Here is a 16,203-nt window from a genome sequence, read left to right as displayed (position 1 = left end):
CGGGCTCAACCATGCGTTTCCTGCGTTTTCTCAAGATTTTCTTTACCGTCATCCGGTTCGGCCTGGACGAAATGATGCTGAGCCGTATCAACGACCGCCGCGTGCGTTTGTTGCTGCGCATTACCACGATCGGCCGTAAGTTCGACCAGCCGCCGGGCGTGCGGCTGCGTCTCGCGCTCGAAAGCCTCGGGCCGATCTTCGTGAAGTTCGGCCAGGTGCTGTCCACGCGCCGCGATTTGCTGCGCCCGGACATCGCCAGCGAACTCGCGAAGCTGCAAGACCAGGTGCCGCCCTTCGATTCCGCGGTGGCGATCGCCATCATCGAAAAGTCGTTGGGTGCGCCCGTCGACACGATTTTCGACGACTTCGAACGTGTGCCCGTGGCGAGCGCATCGATCGCACAGGTCCATTTCGCGACCCTGAAGACGGGGCAGCACGCAGGCAAGCAGGTCGCTGTGAAGGTGTTGCGACCGAACATGCTGCCCGTGATCGATTCCGATCTGGCCTTGTTGCGTGACATCGCCTTGTGGGCCGAGCGTCTGTGGGCGGACGGCAAGCGCCTGAAGCCGCGCGAAGTGGTCGCGGAATTCGACAAGTATTTGCACGACGAACTGGACCTGATGCGCGAAGCCGCGAACGGCAGCCAGTTGCGGCGCAACTTCGCGGGTCTCGATCTGCTGCTCGTGCCCGAGATGTATTGGGAATACTGTACGGCGAACGTGCTGGTCATGGAGCGGATGGTCGGCGTGCCGATCAGCCAGGTCGATACGCTGCGCGCGGCGGGCGTCGATATTCCGAAGCTGGCGCGCGAGGGCGTCGAGATTTTCTTCACGCAGGTGTTCCGCGACGGCTTTTTCCACGCGGACATGCACCCCGGCAACATTCAGGTGAGTCTCGATCCAGCGCATTTCGGGCGTTATATCGCGCTGGATTTCGGCATCATCGGCGCCTTGTCGGACTTCGATAAGAACTATCTCGCGCAGAACTTTCTCGCGTTTTTCAAGCGCGACTATCACCGTGTCGCGACGCTGCACCTCGAGTCGGGCTGGGTGCCGGCAACAACGCGCGTCGAAGAACTCGAAAGCGCGATCCGCGCGGTGTGCGAGCCGTACTTCGATCGCGCGCTGAAAGACATTTCGCTCGGTCAGGTGCTGATGCGTCTCTTCTCGACATCGCGCCGTTTCAATGTCGAAATCCAGCCGCAGCTCGTGCTGCTGCAGAAGACGATGCTGAACGTCGAAGGTCTGGGCCGCTCGCTCGATCCGGAACTCGATTTGTGGAAGACCGCGAAGCCGTACCTCGAGCGCTGGATGAACGAGCAGATCGGCGCGAAGGGCTGGTACGAGCGGCTCAAGATCGAGGCGCCGCAGTGGAGCAAGACGCTGCCGCAGCTGCCGCGGCTGATTCATCACGTGCTGGCGCAGCGTCACGATGCGCAGCAGCGCGGCATCAACGACGAAACGATCCGCCAGATCCTGCTCGAACAGAAGCGCACCAACCGGCTGCTGCAAGGGCTGCTGATGTTCGGCGTGGCGGTGGGCATCGGCGCGGTGCTGGCTCGCGCGTGGCTCGCCATTGCGTACGGCGGCTATTGAGCACATTTCCCGAGGTGTTTCCATGAGCGACAAGAGTCCGTCCGTTCCTCCTTCGGCGGCCGACTTTGAAAACCGCGATCCGAACGCACCCGGTTTCTGGGACGAGCGATTCGGGCGTGGCTTCACGCCGTGGGATCAGGCGGGCGTGCCGTCCGCGTTCAAGGCGTTCATCGAGCGACATGCACCGGTGCCCGTACTGATCCCCGGTTGCGGGAGCGCGTACGAAGCATGGTGGCTCGCGGAAAAAGGCTGGACCGTCCGCGCGATCGATTTCGCGCCGAATGCCGTCGAGGCCGCGCGTGCGCAACTCGGCGCGCACGCCGGTCTGGTGGAAGAGGCGGACTTCTTCACTTATCAGCCGCCGTTCGAGCCCGGCTGGATCTACGAACGGGCGTTCCTGTGCGCACTGCCGCCCGCTCGGCGCGCGGACTGGCTGGCGCGGATGGCGGAACTCATGCCGCCGGGCGGACTGCTCGCCGGTTTCTTTTTCATCGGCGCGACACAAAAAGGGCCGCCGTTCGGCATCGAGGGGGCCGAACTCGATGCGCTCATGTCGACCCATTTCGAACTGGTCGAAGACGAACCCGTCGACGATTCAATCGCTGTCTTCGCCGGGCGGGAGCGCTGGCTGACGTGGCGTCGACGCGGCCCAGCAAAGGCTTGATCTTCGGCTGCGGCGTCCGCATCTGATAGAGCGGTCGCTGTGCCGGCCGTTTCCCCGGGAATTCCAGGGCCGGCCATCGTTTGCGGCTATAATTCAAGGCTTTGCAAGCGCTCAAAGAGTTTTCAGTAGGGACAAGGTCATGCCGATCTACGCTTATCGTTGCGAGTCATGCGGCTTCGCGAAGGACGTGCTCCAGAAAATGAGCGACGCCCCGTTGACGCAATGCCCGGAATGCGGAACCGATGCATTCCGCAAGCAGGTTACCGCCGCCGGCTTTCAGCTGAAGGGCTCGGGCTGGTACGTCACGGATTTCCGTGGCGGCAATTCGGGCGGTGCGCCCAGCAATGCTCCGGCCGCGGCGGGCTCTAAGCCAGCCGAGAGCAAGCCGGACGCCGCCGGTTCGTCCGACAGCGCCGCCGCCTCCACGAGCGCGCCGGCCGCCGCTCCCGCACCGGCGCCTGCTCCCGCCAGCAGCTCGGGCACCTAGCAGTTTCGCCGCCTCGACGAGGTGACGTAGACGCCGCGCAACGTAGTCGCGCGGATTTCTGGCGGTACACATGACGACGAAAAAGACGACGCTCAAATCGGTGTTTCTGACTGGCCTGCTGGTGCTGGTGCCTCTCGCCATCACGTTGTGGGTGCTGGGCCTGATCATCGGCACGATGGATCAGACGCTGCTGTTGCTGCCCCGTTCGTGGCAACCCGAACGGCTGCTCGGCTTCCGCCTGCCTGGCCTCGGCGCCGTGTTGACACTTGCTTTCATTTTTGTCGTCGGACTATTGACGCAGAACTTCGTTGGGCAGAAGCTGGTCGGCTGGTGGGAACTGATCGTTGCGCGTATTCCCGTCGTCGGCCCGATCTATACCAGCGTCAAACAGGTGTCCGACACGCTGCTGTCGTCGAGCGGCAATGCGTTCCGCAAGGCGCTGCTGATCGAATATCCGCGCAAAGGGTCCTACACCATCGGGTTTCTGACGGGCATCCCCGGCGGCGACGTGGTCAATCATCTCCAGGAAGACCACGTCAGCGTGTACGTGCCGACCACGCCGAACCCGACGTCCGGCTTCTTCCTGATGGTGCCGAAAGCCGAAGTGATCGAGCTCGACATGACTGTCGATGCCGCACTCAAGTACATCGTCTCGATGGGCGTTGTCGCTCCGCCGGCCAATCAGCCGCTGCCGGAGCGCCGCACGCCGGTCGAGCCACCGCTGTAATGCCGGCTCGCGCCGCCCGCAACATGGTGTGGCGTGCGCCGTTCAACTAATGCAAAACGAAAGACAAACATCATGTCGATGAGATCTGAATACTGCGGTCTGGTGACCGAACACCTGCTGGGTCAAACCGTGTCGCTGTGCGGCTGGGTGAGCCGGCGCCGCGACCACGGCGGCGTTATCTTCATCGACCTGCGCGACCGCGAAGGCCTCGTTCAGGTCGTCTGCGACCCGGATCGCGCAGAGATGTTCAAGACGGCTGAAGGCGTGCGCAACGAGTTCTGCGTGCAGGTGAAGGGCGTCGTGCGCAACCGTCCGGAAGGCACGACCAACGCCGGCCTGAAGAGCGGCAAGATCGAAGTGCTGTGTCACGAGCTGACCGTGCTGAACGCGTCGGTGACGCCGCCGTTCCAGCTCGACGACGACAACCTGTCGGAAACCACGCGCCTCACGCATCGCGTGCTGGATCTGCGCCGTCCGCAGATGCAGCACAACCTGCGTCTGCGCTATCGCGTGGCGATGGAAGTGCGCAAGTATCTCGACTCGCGCGGCTTCATCGACATCGAAACGCCGATGCTGACCAAGAGCACGCCGGAAGGCGCGCGCGACTACCTCGTGCCGTCGCGTGTGAACGCCGGCCAGTTCTTCGCGTTGCCGCAGTCGCCGCAGCTCTTCAAGCAGCTGCTGATGGTCGCGAACTTCGACCGCTACTACCAGATCACCAAGTGCTTCCGCGACGAAGACCTGCGCGCCGACCGTCAGCCGGAATTCACGCAGATCGACTGCGAAACGTCGTTCCTCGGCGAGCAGGAAATCCGCGATCTGTTCGAAGACATGACGCGTCATGTGTTCAAGGAAACGATCGGCGTCGAACTCGACCCGAAGTTCGCCGTGATGCCGTATTCGGAAGCAATGCGCCGCTTCGGTTCGGACAAGCCCGACCTGCGCGTGAAGCTCGAATTCACGGAACTGACGGACGCGATGAAGGACGTCGACTTCAAGGTGTTCAGCACGCCCGCCAACACGAAGGACGGCCGCGTCGCGGCACTGCGCGTGCCGAAGGGCAGCGAGCTTTCGCGCGGCGACATCGACAGCTACACGGAATTCGTGCGCATCTACGGCGCGAAGGGTCTCGCGTGGATCAAGGTCAACGAAGTGGCGAAGGGCCGTGACGGTCTGCAAAGCCCGATCGTCAAGAATCTGCACGACGCGGCCATCGCGGCGATCGTCGAGCGCACGGGCGCGCAAGACGGCGACATCATCTTCTTCGCGGCGGACCGCGCGAAGGTCGTGAACGACAGCCTCGGTGCGCTGCGTCTGAAGATCGGCCATTCGGAATTCGGCAAGGCGAACGGTCTGGTCGAAGCGGGCTGGAAGCCGCTGTGGGTCGTCGACTTCCCGATGTTCGAATACGACGAAGAGGAAAACCGCTACGTCGCCGCTCACCACCCGTTCACGAGCCCGAAGGACGAGCACCTCGAGTATCTGGAAACGGATCCGGGCCGCTGTCTCGCGAAGGCTTATGACATCGTGCTGAACGGCTGGGAAATCGGCGGCGGCTCGGTGCGTATCTTCCAGGAAGACGTGCAGAGCAAGGTGTTCCGCGCGCTGAAGATCGGTGCGGAAGAAGCGCGCCTGAAGTTCGGCTTCCTGCTGGACGCGCTGCAGTACGGCGCGCCTCCGCACGGCGGTATCGCTTTCGGTCTCGACCGCATCGTCACGATGATGGCGGGCGCAGACTCGATCCGCGACGTGATCGCGTTCCCGAAGACGCAACGCGCACAGGATCTGCTCACGCAGGCGCCGAGCGAAGTCGACGAGCGTCAACTGCGCGAACTGCACATCCGCCTGCGTCAGCCCGAGCAGAAGGCGTAAATGTGACCCGCTGCTTCACTCGCCGCCAAAGTGGTGGCGAGTGTGCAAAGAACCAACGAAAAAGGCGCGTTATGCGCCTTTTTCGCTTTTTGCGATAAAGTCGCTGTAAGCTCCGCAGTCCGACATGCAATCGCGTCGTTCGTGACTCGACGTCGTACACGCTTTATCACCATGCCGAAACCGCCGAAGATTCCGGAATCCGTTCTCGTCGTCATCCACACGCCCGAACTCGACGTGCTGCTCATCGAACGAGCCGACCGGGAAGCGTTCTGGCAATCCGTCACGGGTTCGAAGGAACATATCGACGAACCGCTCGTTGAAACGGCGATCCGCGAAGTGGCGGAAGAGACGGGCATCATCGTCGGCGGCGAACTCGTGCCGCGCGAGGCGCTCGTCGACTGGCATCATCAGATCGAGTTCGAAATTTTCCCGACGTGGCGCCATCGCTATGACGACGGCGTCACACACAACACCGAGCACTGGTTCAGCCTGCAGGTGCCGCAGCGCCTCGAAGTGACGCTCGCGCCGCTCGAACACACCGCGCATCTGTGGCTGCCCTGGCAGGAGGCCGCCGAGCGCTGCTTCTCCTGGTCCAACCGCGACGCGATCCTGCAACTGCCGCAGTGTGTGAAGGAGCGTCGCCGATGAGCGGCGGCGGCCGCCGCCGCTTCGACCGGCTGACTCAGCATCTGCCCGGCCGGCGCTACTGGTCCAGGTATCGCTTTTGTTCCGGCAACACGGTGCGGCTCTTCACGGCCGGCGAGACGTACTTTGCCGCGCTGATCGAACGCATCGACGCCGCGCAGAATGACGTCGCGCTCGAAACCTACATCTTTTGCGACGACGCCGCGGGCCGTCCCGTCTCCGACGCGCTGATCCGCGCCGCCTCGCGCGGCGTGCACGTGCGCGTGATCACGGACGGCATCGGCACCGAGCGTCTGCCGATGTTCAACGACTGGCAGGCGGCGGGCATCGAGCATCGCATTTACAACCCTCATATCTTTGGCCGTTTCGGTTTCTCGCGCACGCACCGCAAGCTCGCCGTCGTCGATGGCGAGTTCGCGTATTGCGGCGGGATCAATGTCGTCGACGACTACGATCAGAACGGCACGCGCCTGCCGTACGCGCGCTGGGATTTCGCCGTCGAGCTGGATGGGCCAGTCGTGGCCGACGTGCTCGAAGCGATCGACGTGCAGTGGGAGCGCATCCGCATCGGACACCGCCCGGCGCTCGCGCCGCCTGCCGTCGGCGGGTCGACGCCGCAGGCCGCGACCGCGCGTTTCGTGCGCGCGCGGCGTAGCGCGGGCACGACGACCAGCGGACGAAGCGCGGACATGCGCGCGATGGCCGAGCCCTGCATCGCGTTCGTCGCGCGCGACAACTTCGTCAACCGTCGCGCGATCGAAAAAGCGTATCTGACCGCGATCGGTCAGGCGCGCTCCGAAGTGCTGCTCGCCAATCCGTACTTCATGCCAGGGCGCAAGCTCCGGCGGGCGCTGATGCTGGCGGCGCAGCGCGGCGTCGACGTGCGGCTCGTGATCGGCAGAAAGGAATTCGCCGTGCTGGACTACGCGGTGCCGTTCCTGTATCGCCAGCTGCTCAAAGCGGGCGTGAAGATCGCCGAGTACGAGAAGACCATGCTGCACGGCAAGGTCGCCGTCGTCGATTCGAACTGGGGCACGGTCGGCTCGTCGAATCTCGACGCCTTGAGCCTGATGCTGAACAACGAGGCCAATGTCGTGCTCGTGCTGCATCCGGAGATCGATCAGTTGCGCAATTCGATTCTGGCCGCCTTCGACGAGTCGCGCCGTATCGACGAAAAACACTACGAGTCGCGTCCCGCAGGCGAGCGCGCTCTGAACTGGATCGCGTACAACACCTATCGGCTCGCGATGAAATTGCTGACCGTCGGCGGCTACGATTAAGAAGCTGACCGAATAACGCAGACGAAATCCAGTCATAACAATCAAAATTCGGAGACAACCTTGCGCATTTCTGGCAAATGATTCTAAAAATTCCGCATCGTCTGATTGGCGAATGACGGAAAATCAAATCCTGGTTAGAAACCCGTTTCTAATAAATTTCTTGTTTCGCGGACGGTCGCCCTCAATAATGGTACGACCGTTCGATTTTTCTTTCGATCAAATCAGACGGTACACAGCTATGCGAAAAGGCGAACAAACGCGAGCCGCGATTCTCGATGCAGCACTCGATCTGGCAAGCCGCGACGGACTGGAAGGTCTGACGATCGGTCTGCTCGCCGAGCGCATGCAGATGAGCAAGAGCGGAGTGTTCGCGCATTTCGGGTCGCGCGAAGACCTGCAGGTCGAAGTGGTGCGCGAATATCACCGTCGCTTCGAGGACGAGGTGTTCTTCCCGAGTCTGCGCGAGCCCCGTGGCTTGCCGCGCTTGCGCGCGATGATCTCGCGCTGGATCGAGAAGCGCATCCAGGAGGTGACGACCGGGTGCATCTACATCAGCGGCGCGGTCGAGTATGACGATCGCGCGGAGAGCGCGGTGCGCGAGCAGCTCGTCGCGAGCGTCACGATGTGGCGCGCGGCGCTCACGCGAGCCATTTCGCAGGCGATGGCAGAAGGGCATCTGCGCGCGGACACCGATCCGCAACTGATGCTTTTCGAACTGTATAGCTTCACGCTCGGCCTGCATCATGACGCACGCTTCCTGCATCTGCCCGATGCCGTGCGCCTTACGTGGGCCGCACTGGAAAAACTGATTGTTTCGTATCAGAGCGAGAGCACAAGCCGCTAGCGAGGCTGACGGGGTCCTCATCGGATGGATCCAGACGGCGGGGAGGCTGGCAGCGGGGCTCGAGCCGACACCTTTGGATTGATTGGAGAGACTCATGGGACAGTACGCCGCGCCGTTGCGCGACATGCAATTCGTATTGCACGAGCTGCTGAACGTCGAAGCCGAGATCAAACAGATGCCTAAGCACGCCGATCTCGATGCCGACACGATCAACCAGGTGCTCGAGGAAGCCGGCAAGTTCTGCTCGGAAGTGCTGTTCCCGCTGAACCAGAGCGGCGACCAGGAGGGCTGCACATACGAAGGCGATGGCGTCGTCACCACGCCGAAGGGCTTCAAGGAAGCCTATAAACAATACGTCGAGGCGGGCTGGCCCGCGCTCGGCTGCGATCCCGACTACGGCGGCCAGGGCCTGCCCGCGTTCGTCAACAACGCGCTGTACGAGATGCTGAACTCGGCGAACCAGGCCTGGACGATGTACCCCGGCCTGTCGCACGGCGCTTACGAGTGTCTGCACGCGCACGGCACGCCGGAGCTGCAGCAGGCGTATCTGCCGAAGCTCGTGTCGGGCGAATGGACGGGCACGATGTGCCTGACCGAGCCGCATTGCGGCACCGACCTCGGCATCCTGCGCACGAAGGCCGAGCCGAACAGCGACGGCTCGTACGCGATCAGCGGCACGAAGATTTTCATCTCCAGCGGCGAGCACGATCTCGCCGACAACATCGTTCACCTCGTGCTCGCGCGTCTGCCGGATGCGCCGCAAGGCACGAAGGGCATTTCGCTGTTCGTCGTGCCCAAGTTCATCCCCGATGCAAGCGGCAACCCCGGCGAGCGCAACGGCGTGAAGTGCGGTTCGATCGAACACAAGATGGGCATTCACGGCAACGCGACGTGCGTGATCAATCTCGACAACGCGAAGGGCTGGCTCGTCGGCGAGCCGAACAAGGGCCTCAACGCGATGTTCGTGATGATGAACGCGGCGCGTCTGGGCGTCGGCATGCAGGGCCTCGGCCTGACGGAAGTCGCGTATCAGAACTCGCTCGTCTATGCGAAGGAGCGTCTGCAGATGCGCTCGCTGACGGGCCCGAAGGCGCCTGAAAAGGCGGCCGACCCGATCATCGTGCATCCCGACGTGCGCCGCATGCTGCTCACGCAGAAGGCTTATGCGGAAGGCGCACGCGCCTTCACATACTGGTCGGCGCTGCATATCGACAAGGAGCTGTCGCACGCCGACGAAGCCGTGCGCAAGGATGCCGCCGACCTCGTCGCGCTGCTCACGCCGATCATCAAGGCGTTCCTGACGGACAACGCGTTCGAAGGCACGAACATGGCGATGCAGATCTACGGCGGCCATGGCTTCATCGCTGAATGGGGCATGGAGCAGTACGTGCGCGACGCACGCATCAACATGATCTACGAAGGCACGAACTCGATTCAGTCGCTCGATCTGCTGGGCCGCAAGGTGCTCGGCGACATGGGCGCGAAGCTGAAGAAGTTCGGCAAGCTGGTGACGGATTTCGTCGAGGAAGAAGGGATCAAGCCGGAGATGCAGGAGTTCGTCAATCCGCTTGCGGATATCGGCGACAAGGTGCAGAAGCTGACGATGGAAATCGGCATGAAGGCCATGCAGAACCCGGACGAAGTCGGCGCGGCAGCCGTGCCGTATCTGCGCACCGTCGGCCATCTGGTGTTCTCGTACTTCTGGGCCCGCATGGCGCGCATCGCGCTCGACAACGAAGCTTCCGGCGATCCGTTCTACAAGTCGAAGCTCGCCACGGCACGCTTCTACTTCGCGAAGCTGCTGCCCGAAACGGCCTCGACGATCCGCGCCGCGCGCGCCGGCTCGAAGACGTTGATGGAAATCGACGAAGCGCTGTTCTAAGCCATCGAAAGCGGCGCATGCGTGCCATGCGCCGCCCACGCTCTCACACACCCATGCCGCGCGCCGCTCGTCTTAGCCCGCGCGCGGCGACTCGCGACACCGCATAACGCCCCGGAGGAACGACGTGAGCAATCTGATCATTCGCAAGGTCGCCGTGCTCGGCGCCGGCGTGATGGGCGCGCAGATCGCTGCGCACCTGATCAACGCCAAGGTGCCCGTGCTGCTGTTCGACCTGCCCGCAAAGGAAGGCCCGAAGAACGGCATCGCGCTGAAGGCGATCGAGAACCTCAAGAAGCTGTCGCCCGCGCCATTCGGCGTGAAGGACGACGCGCAATACATCCAGCCCGCCAACTACGACGACGACATCGAAAAGCTCGCCGAATGTGATGTGGTGATCGAAGCGATCGCCGAGCGCATGGACTGGAAGCACGATCTGTACAAGAAGGTTTCGCCGCACATCGGCGCGAACGCGATCTTCGCGACGAACACGTCGGGCCTGTCGATCACCGAACTCTCGAAGGGTTTCTCCGACGAACTGAAGGCACGCTTCTGCGGCGTGCACTTCTTCAATCCGCCGCGCTACATGCATCTGGTCGAACTGATCCCGACCGCGACGACGCGCCCGGAAATCCTCGATCAACTCGAAACGTTCCTGACGAGCGTGGTCGGCAAGGGCGTCGTCCGCGCGAAGGACACGCCGAACTTCATCGCGAACCGCGTCGGCATTTTCTCGATCCTCGCCGTCATCAAGGAAGCAGAGAAATTCGGCCTGCGCTTCGATGAAGTCGACGATCTGACGGGCAGCCGTCTGGGCCGCGCGAAGTCGGCGACGTTCCGCACGGCGGACGTGGTCGGTCTCGACACGATGGCGCATGTGATCAAGACGATGCAGGACAACCTCGCCGGCGATCCGTTCTTCGCCGTCTACGAAACGCCCGCCGTGCTTGCCGGACTCGTGCAGCAAGGCGCGCTCGGACAGAAGACGGGCGCGGGCTTCTACAAGAAGGAAGGCAAGGCGATCAAGGTGCTCGACGCGAAGTCGGGCAGCTACGTCGACGGCGGCGCGAAGGCGGACGAACTGGTCGGCCGCATTCTGAAGCGTCCGCCCGCCGAGCGTCTGAAGCTGTTGCGCGAATCGCAGCATCCTCAAGCGCAGTTCCTGTGGGCGATCTTCCGCGACGTGTTCCATTACATCGGCGTGCATCTGGAGTCGATCGCCGACAACGCGCGCGATGTCGATCTCGCGATCCGCTGGGGCTTCGGCTGGAACGAAGGTCCGTTCGAGGGCTGGCAGACGGCGGGCTGGAAGCAGATCGCCGAGTGGGTGCAGGAAGACATCGCGGCAGGCAAGGCGCTGTCGAACGCGCCGCTGCCTGCGTGGGTGCTCGAAGGCGCCGTTGCGGAGAAGGGCGGCGTGCATACGAACGAAGGCTCGTGGTCGCCGGCTGAGAAGCGCTTCGTGCCGCGCTCGTCGCTGTCCGTGTATGACAGGCAGGTGTTCCGCGCCCCGCTCGCAGGCGAGACGGGCGCCGATCCGAAGACCTACGGCAAGACCGTGTTCGAAACGGACGCCGTGCGCGCATGGGTCGACGATCGCGCGGGCGAGAACGACGTGCTGATCGTGTCGTTCAAGAGCAAGATGAACACGATCGGACCGTCGGTGATCGACGGCATCGAGAAGGCAATCGATACGGCCGAGAAGGACTACAAGGCCGTCGTGATCTGGCAGCCGACGTCGCTCAAGCTCGGCGCGCCGGGCGGCCCGTTCTCGGCGGGTGCGAATCTCGAAGAGGCGATGCCCGCGTTCATGATGGGCGGCGCGAAGGGCATCGAGCCGTTCGTGAAGAAGTTTCAGCAGGGCATGCTGCGCGTGAAGTATTCGAACGTGCCCGTGGTTGCGGCCGTGTCGGGCATTGCGCTCGGCGGCGGGTGCGAACTGCTGCTGCATAGCGCGAAGCGCGTCGCGCACATCGAGAGCTATATCGGTCTCGTCGAAGTGGGCGTCGGTCTCGTGCCGGCGGGCGGCGGTCTGAAGGAAGCCGCATTGCGTGCCGCCGAAGCCGCGACGCAAGTCGGCGCAACGAACGATCTGCTCAAGTTCGTGCAGAAGTCGTTCGAGAACGCGGCGATGGCGAAGGTCTCGGCATCCGCGCTCGATGCCCGTGCGATGGGCTATCTGAAGCCGTCGGACACGATCGTCTTCAACGTCTTCGAACTGCTCGACACCGCGAAGAAGGAAGCCCGCGCGCTGGCCGCCGCGGGGTATCGCGCGCCGCTGCGCGTGACGCAGGTGCCCGTCGCGGGACGCTCGGCGATTTCGACGATCAAGGCATCGCTCGTCAACATGCGCGACGGCCGCTTCATCAGCGACCACGACTACCTGATCGCGAGCCGCATCGCGGAAGCGGTGTGTGGCGGCGACGTCGAAGCGGGCAGTCTCGTCGATGAGGAATGGCTGCTGGCGCTGGAGCGTCGTGCGTTCGTCGAGTTGCTCGGCACGCAGAAGACGCAGGAACGGATCATGGGCATGCTGCAAACGGGTAAGCCGGTGCGCAACTGAGGGAGCCTCAAATGACAAAGCAATTGCAGGACGCATATATCGTTGCCGCGAGCCGCACGCCGATCGGCAAGGCGCCGCGCGGCATGTTCCGGAACACGCGCCCGGACGAACTGCTGGTGCACGCGATCAAGTCGGCTGTGGCGCAGGTGCCCGGTCTCGATACATCGTTGATCGAAGACGCGATCATCGGCTGTGCGATTCCCGAAGCCGAGCAGGGCCTGAACGTCGCGCGGATGGGCGCGCTGCTCGCCGGTCTGCCGAGCACCGTCGGCGGCGTGACGGTGAACCGCTTCTGCGCGTCGGGCGTGACGGCGCTCGCGATGGCGGCGGATCGCATTCGCGTCGGCGAATCGGATGTGATGATCGCGGGCGGCTGCGAATCGATGAGCATGGTGCCGATGATGGGCAACAAGCCGTCGCTGTCGCCGCATATCTTCGATCGCAATGAGGACGTCGGCATCGCGTACGGGATGGGTCTGACGGCCGAGAAGGTCGCCGAGCGCTGGAAGGTGAGCCGCGAACAGCAGGATCAGTTTTCGGTCGAATCGCACCGCAAGGCGTTTGCCGCGCAACAGGCGGGCGAGTTTGCCGACGAGATCGCACCGTACACGATCACCGAGCGTTTCCCCGATCTCGCGACGGGCGAAGTGCGCGTGAAGACGCGTGAGGTGGCGCTCGATGAAGGTCCGCGCGCGGACACGTCGATGGAAGGGCTGGCGAAGTTGCGCACCGTGTTTGCGAACAAGGGCACGGTGACGGCGGGTAACAGCTCGCAGACGTCGGATGGCGCGGGCGCGTTGATCGTCGTGTCGGAGAAGATTCTCAAGCAGTTCAATCTGACGCCGCTGGCTCGATTCGTGAGTTTCGCCGTGCGTGGGGTGCCGCCGGAGATCATGGGCATCGGGCCCAAGGAAGCGATTCCGGCTGCGCTGAAGGCAGCGGGTCTGAAGCAGGACGATATCGACTGGATCGAACTCAATGAGGCGTTTGCCGCACAGTCGCTGGCGGTTATTAACGATCTTGGGCTCGATGTGTCCAAGGTCAATCCGCTTGGCGGCGCTATCGCGTTGGGTCACCCGCTCGGGGCGACGGGTGCGATTCGTGCTGCAACCGTTGTTCATGGCCTGCGGCGCAGGAATTTGAAGTACGGGATGGTCACTATGTGTGTGGGGACCGGCATGGGTGCCGCTGGGATTATTGAGCGGGTTTAAGGTTTTTGCCTGCGGCGCGGCTTTGCCGTTTTTTTCTTCGCGGGCATCCGCGTTATGTTGTCTTGCTTCATGCGTTGCCCCTGTGCGGGGCGGCACTTACTTTCTTTGCCGCCGCAAAGAAAGTAAGCAAAGAAAGCGGGCTCACACCGCCAGTGCTAGTTGTTGCCTGCGGGCCCCCAACAGTTCTTACGCTCCGCGCGGCAACGCGCCTGCTTGCGCGCGTTGCCAGCGTGCTAACTCACGCATCACCCGCTTCACATTCCCGCGTCACGGACCGCGTTACCAGGAGTCGACGGCCGCCCAGGTGGCAAACTGTGTGTAGGCCGTCTCGACGTAGATGCACCACTCCGGACTGAAAAGCGGATCGGTGTCGTAGGATCGTCAACGCATATGGCGCGACAAGCTACACACAGTTTGCCACCTGGGCGGCGCAGACGAGTCGCTGCCGCTGGCTGCCTGCGGGTGATTGGAGTGGGTGATGAGCCTGCTCAAGGCGCTGGCAACGGGCGCAAAACGATGTGTTGCCGTGTGGAGTGCGGGACCCGTAGGGGGCCCGCAGGCAAGTACAAAAGCTAGCGGTGTGAGCGGCTTTCTTTTGCCTACTTTTCTTTGCCGCTGCAAAGAAAAGTAGGTGCCGCCCCGCACAGGGGCAACGCATGAACAACCACTACGAAAGCGCGGATGCCAGCGCAGAAAAACCCGGCAAAGCCGCGCCGCAGGCAAATCACCCGCTTCGCGGAAAGCAGCAACCTGGAAGGAGACAAACAGTGGAAATCGAACTAACCCGCACGCACGACGTGCTAACGATCGCCTTCAACCGCGCGGAAAAGAAAAACGCGATCACGGCGGCGATGTACCAGACGATGGCCGACGCGCTGGTCGAAGCGCAAACGGACACCGCCATCCGTGCGGTGCTCATCCGCGGAAGCGCGGGCATTTTCAGCGCTGGCAACGATCTCGAAGATTTCATGAAGCAGCCGCCCGTCGGCGAAGACGCACCCGTGTTCCAGTTCCTGCGCGCAATCAGTTCGGCGGAGAAGCCTCTGGTGGCATCGGTGGCGGGTGCCGCCGTCGGCATCGGCACGACGCTGCTCCTGCATTGCGATCTCGTCTACGCTGCCGACACCGCGACGTTCTCGCTGCCTTTCTCGCAACTCGGCCTGTGCCCGGAAGCCGCGTCGTCACTGCTGTTGCAGCGCGTGGCCGGCTATCAGGCGGCGGCCGAAAAGCTGATGCTCGGCGAACCGTTCGACGCGAAAGAAGCGCATCGCATGGGCTTCGTGAACCGTCTGCTGCCCGCCGCCGAAGTCGATGCGTTCGCGCTCCAGCAGGCGCAGAAGCTCGCAGCACTGCCTGCTTCGTCGCTGCGCCTCACCAAGCAAATGATGAAGCGCGCCGCGCAGCACGAAATCCAGACCCAAATGACCGACGAAGCCGTGCACTTCGCAAAGATGCTGCTCGCGCCCGAGGCGAAGGAAGCGTTCAAGGCGTTCTTCGAGAAGCGCAAGCCCGACTTCCGCCAGTTCAGCTGAACGTGAAAGAAGCAGGCGTCAGACGGTGTCGTAATCGACGTAACTCGACTCGCGGCAGAAGCTCACCAGCCTCACACCTGCTTCGCGCGCAATCGTGATGGCCAGCGACGACGGTGCCGAAATCGTCGCGACCATCGGAATGTCGACTCGCGCCGCCTTGCGCACCAGCTCGTAGCTCGCGCGGCTCGACAGGAAAACGAATCCGTCCCGCGTGTCGACGCGGTCCAGCGACAGACGCCCGATCAGCTTGTCGAGTGCGTTGTGACGGCCGACGTCCTCGAACGCATAACGGATCGCGCCCGTCGCGTCGCACCACGCGGCCGCGTGCAGGCCACCCGTCATCTTCGTGAGCGCCTGGTGCGCGGGCAGTTCCCTCGCGGCTCGGGCGATAGCATCGGGCGCGAGGCGCGCCAGGAAGCCGGTGTCGGGCACGCGTTCCGGCGCCAGATCGAGCAGGTCGATGCTCTCGATCCCGCACACGCCACAGCCCGTGCGTCCCGACAGCGCGCGGCGCTTTTCCTTCAAGGCGGCGAACGCCTGCTGCACGACGGTCAACTGCACTTCAGCATGCGGCAACTTGCCGTCGCGGAACTCGACCTCGATGTCCTGAATGTGCGCGCCGCGCTCGACGATCCCTTCCGAAATCGCAAAGCCGACCGCGAACTCTTCCAGATCGCGCGGCGTACACATCATCACCGCATGCGAAATGCCGTTGAAGACGAGCGCGACAGGCCATTCCTGGCCGACATGATCGGCGACGCTTTCGACCGCGCCGCCGCGGTGACGGCGCACCGCCTGCTCGACGATGCCCGGCTGTTCGCCCGTATCCAGTTCGTTCACCTGCTGACTCCTGCACTAATGGAGCGACCCGGCCCCAAGGCCGCCATGCCGCGAATAAGGTTCT

Annotated in this window: 13 protein-coding genes; 12 read left to right on the top strand and 1 reads right to left on the bottom strand. The window is 63.2% G+C overall.

All coding sequences use genetic code 11. From position 1 onward, the window contains the following. Positions 1–11: 11 nt before the first annotated feature. The 12 genes from ubiB to G3N95_RS14505 all read left to right on the top strand — a co-directional run bounded on the left by ubiB (position 12) and on the right by G3N95_RS14505 (position 15,299). Positions 12–1,595, top strand: coding sequence for a ubiquinone biosynthesis regulatory protein kinase UbiB (gene ubiB, locus G3N95_RS14560; RefSeq protein ID WP_205970772.1), 1,584 nt, complete (start codon positions 12–14; stop codon positions 1,593–1,595). Positions 1,596–1,617: 22 nt separating this feature from the next. Beyond that, positions 1,618–2,259 (top strand): thiopurine S-methyltransferase, encoded by a 642-nt coding sequence (locus tag G3N95_RS14555; protein WP_205970771.1) that lies wholly within the window; start codon positions 1,618–1,620, stop codon positions 2,257–2,259. Between the two features lie 139 nt (positions 2,260–2,398). Beyond that, entirely contained in the window at positions 2,399–2,746 is a 348-nt protein-coding gene (locus G3N95_RS14550; protein ID WP_205970770.1) for an FmdB family zinc ribbon protein, read from the top strand. 70 nt (positions 2,747–2,816) lie between these two features. Then, positions 2,817–3,473, top strand: a complete 657-nt coding sequence (locus G3N95_RS14545) for a DUF502 domain-containing protein (RefSeq protein WP_205970769.1) — start codon at positions 2,817–2,819, stop codon at positions 3,471–3,473. Positions 3,474–3,545: 72 nt separating this feature from the next. Then, positions 3,546–5,345: an aspartate--tRNA ligase gene (aspS, locus tag G3N95_RS14540; protein WP_205970768.1), complete on the top strand. Its 1,800-nt coding sequence runs from the start codon at positions 3,546–3,548 to the stop codon at positions 5,343–5,345. A 171-nt stretch (positions 5,346–5,516) separates the two neighbouring features. Next, complete coding sequence (nudB, locus tag G3N95_RS14535) at positions 5,517–5,993, top strand: dihydroneopterin triphosphate diphosphatase (protein ID WP_205970767.1); 477 nt, start codon at positions 5,517–5,519, stop codon at positions 5,991–5,993. Beyond that, entirely contained in the window at positions 5,990–7,270 is a 1,281-nt protein-coding gene (clsB, locus tag G3N95_RS14530) for a cardiolipin synthase ClsB (protein WP_205970766.1), read from the top strand. Before nudB ends, clsB begins: the two co-directional genes overlap by 4 nt. 238 nt (positions 7,271–7,508) lie before the next feature. Continuing rightward, positions 7,509–8,114: a TetR/AcrR family transcriptional regulator gene (locus tag G3N95_RS14525; RefSeq protein ID WP_205970765.1), complete on the top strand. Its 606-nt coding sequence runs from the start codon at positions 7,509–7,511 to the stop codon at positions 8,112–8,114. Between the two features lie 94 nt (positions 8,115–8,208). Continuing rightward, positions 8,209–9,996 carry an acyl-CoA dehydrogenase C-terminal domain-containing protein gene (locus G3N95_RS14520; protein WP_205970764.1) on the top strand — a complete coding sequence of 596 codons (1,788 nt, stop codon included), beginning with the start codon at positions 8,209–8,211 and terminating at the stop codon, positions 9,994–9,996. Positions 9,997–10,120: 124 nt separating this feature from the next. Next, positions 10,121–12,556, top strand: coding sequence for a 3-hydroxyacyl-CoA dehydrogenase/enoyl-CoA hydratase family protein (locus tag G3N95_RS14515; protein ID WP_205970763.1), 2,436 nt, complete (start codon positions 10,121–10,123; stop codon positions 12,554–12,556). 11 nt (positions 12,557–12,567) lie between these two features. Then, positions 12,568–13,767: an acetyl-CoA C-acyltransferase gene (locus tag G3N95_RS14510; RefSeq protein ID WP_205970762.1), complete on the top strand. Its 1,200-nt coding sequence runs from the start codon at positions 12,568–12,570 to the stop codon at positions 13,765–13,767. Between the two features lie 767 nt (positions 13,768–14,534). After that, the gene (locus G3N95_RS14505; protein WP_205970761.1) at positions 14,535–15,299 is read left to right on the top strand and encodes an enoyl-CoA hydratase; all 765 of its coding nucleotides are present in this window, start codon (positions 14,535–14,537) and stop codon (positions 15,297–15,299) included. 18 nt (positions 15,300–15,317) lie between these two features. Here the strand turns inward: G3N95_RS14505 and fdhD are convergent, their stop codons facing one another. After that, positions 15,318–16,139 (bottom strand): formate dehydrogenase accessory sulfurtransferase FdhD, encoded by an 822-nt coding sequence (fdhD, locus tag G3N95_RS14500; protein ID WP_205970760.1) that lies wholly within the window; start codon positions 16,137–16,139, stop codon positions 15,318–15,320. Positions 16,140–16,203: the final 64 nt, after the last annotated feature.

Origin of the sequence: Paraburkholderia sp. Tr-20389, from assembly GCF_017104565.1 — a bacterium.
In the GTDB taxonomy this organism is placed as follows: Bacteria; Pseudomonadota; Gammaproteobacteria; order Burkholderiales; family Burkholderiaceae; genus Paraburkholderia.
The sequence above is the reverse complement of the archived record's forward strand: the minus strand, read 5'-3'. Positions and strand labels throughout refer to the sequence as shown.

What these genes read in the sequence shown, in the direction of transcription:
- ubiB (WP_205970772.1), top strand. Translation starts at nt 12, where the DNA reads ATGCGTTTCCTGCGTTTTCTCAAGATTTTCTTTACCGTCATCCGGTTC.
- G3N95_RS14555 (WP_205970771.1), top strand. Translation starts at nt 1,618, where the DNA reads ATGAGCGACAAGAGTCCGTCCGTTCCTCCTTCGGCGGCCGACTTTGAA.
- G3N95_RS14550 (WP_205970770.1), top strand. Translation starts at nt 2,399, where the DNA reads ATGCCGATCTACGCTTATCGTTGCGAGTCATGCGGCTTCGCGAAGGAC.
- G3N95_RS14545 (WP_205970769.1), top strand. Translation starts at nt 2,817, where the DNA reads ATGACGACGAAAAAGACGACGCTCAAATCGGTGTTTCTGACTGGCCTG.
- aspS (WP_205970768.1), top strand. Translation starts at nt 3,546, where the DNA reads ATGTCGATGAGATCTGAATACTGCGGTCTGGTGACCGAACACCTGCTG.
- nudB (WP_205970767.1), top strand. Translation starts at nt 5,517, where the DNA reads ATGCCGAAACCGCCGAAGATTCCGGAATCCGTTCTCGTCGTCATCCAC.
- clsB (WP_205970766.1), top strand. Translation starts at nt 5,990, where the DNA reads ATGAGCGGCGGCGGCCGCCGCCGCTTCGACCGGCTGACTCAGCATCTG.
- G3N95_RS14525 (WP_205970765.1), top strand. Translation starts at nt 7,509, where the DNA reads ATGCGAAAAGGCGAACAAACGCGAGCCGCGATTCTCGATGCAGCACTC.
- G3N95_RS14520 (WP_205970764.1), top strand. Translation starts at nt 8,209, where the DNA reads ATGGGACAGTACGCCGCGCCGTTGCGCGACATGCAATTCGTATTGCAC.
- G3N95_RS14510 (WP_205970762.1), top strand. Translation starts at nt 12,568, where the DNA reads ATGACAAAGCAATTGCAGGACGCATATATCGTTGCCGCGAGCCGCACG.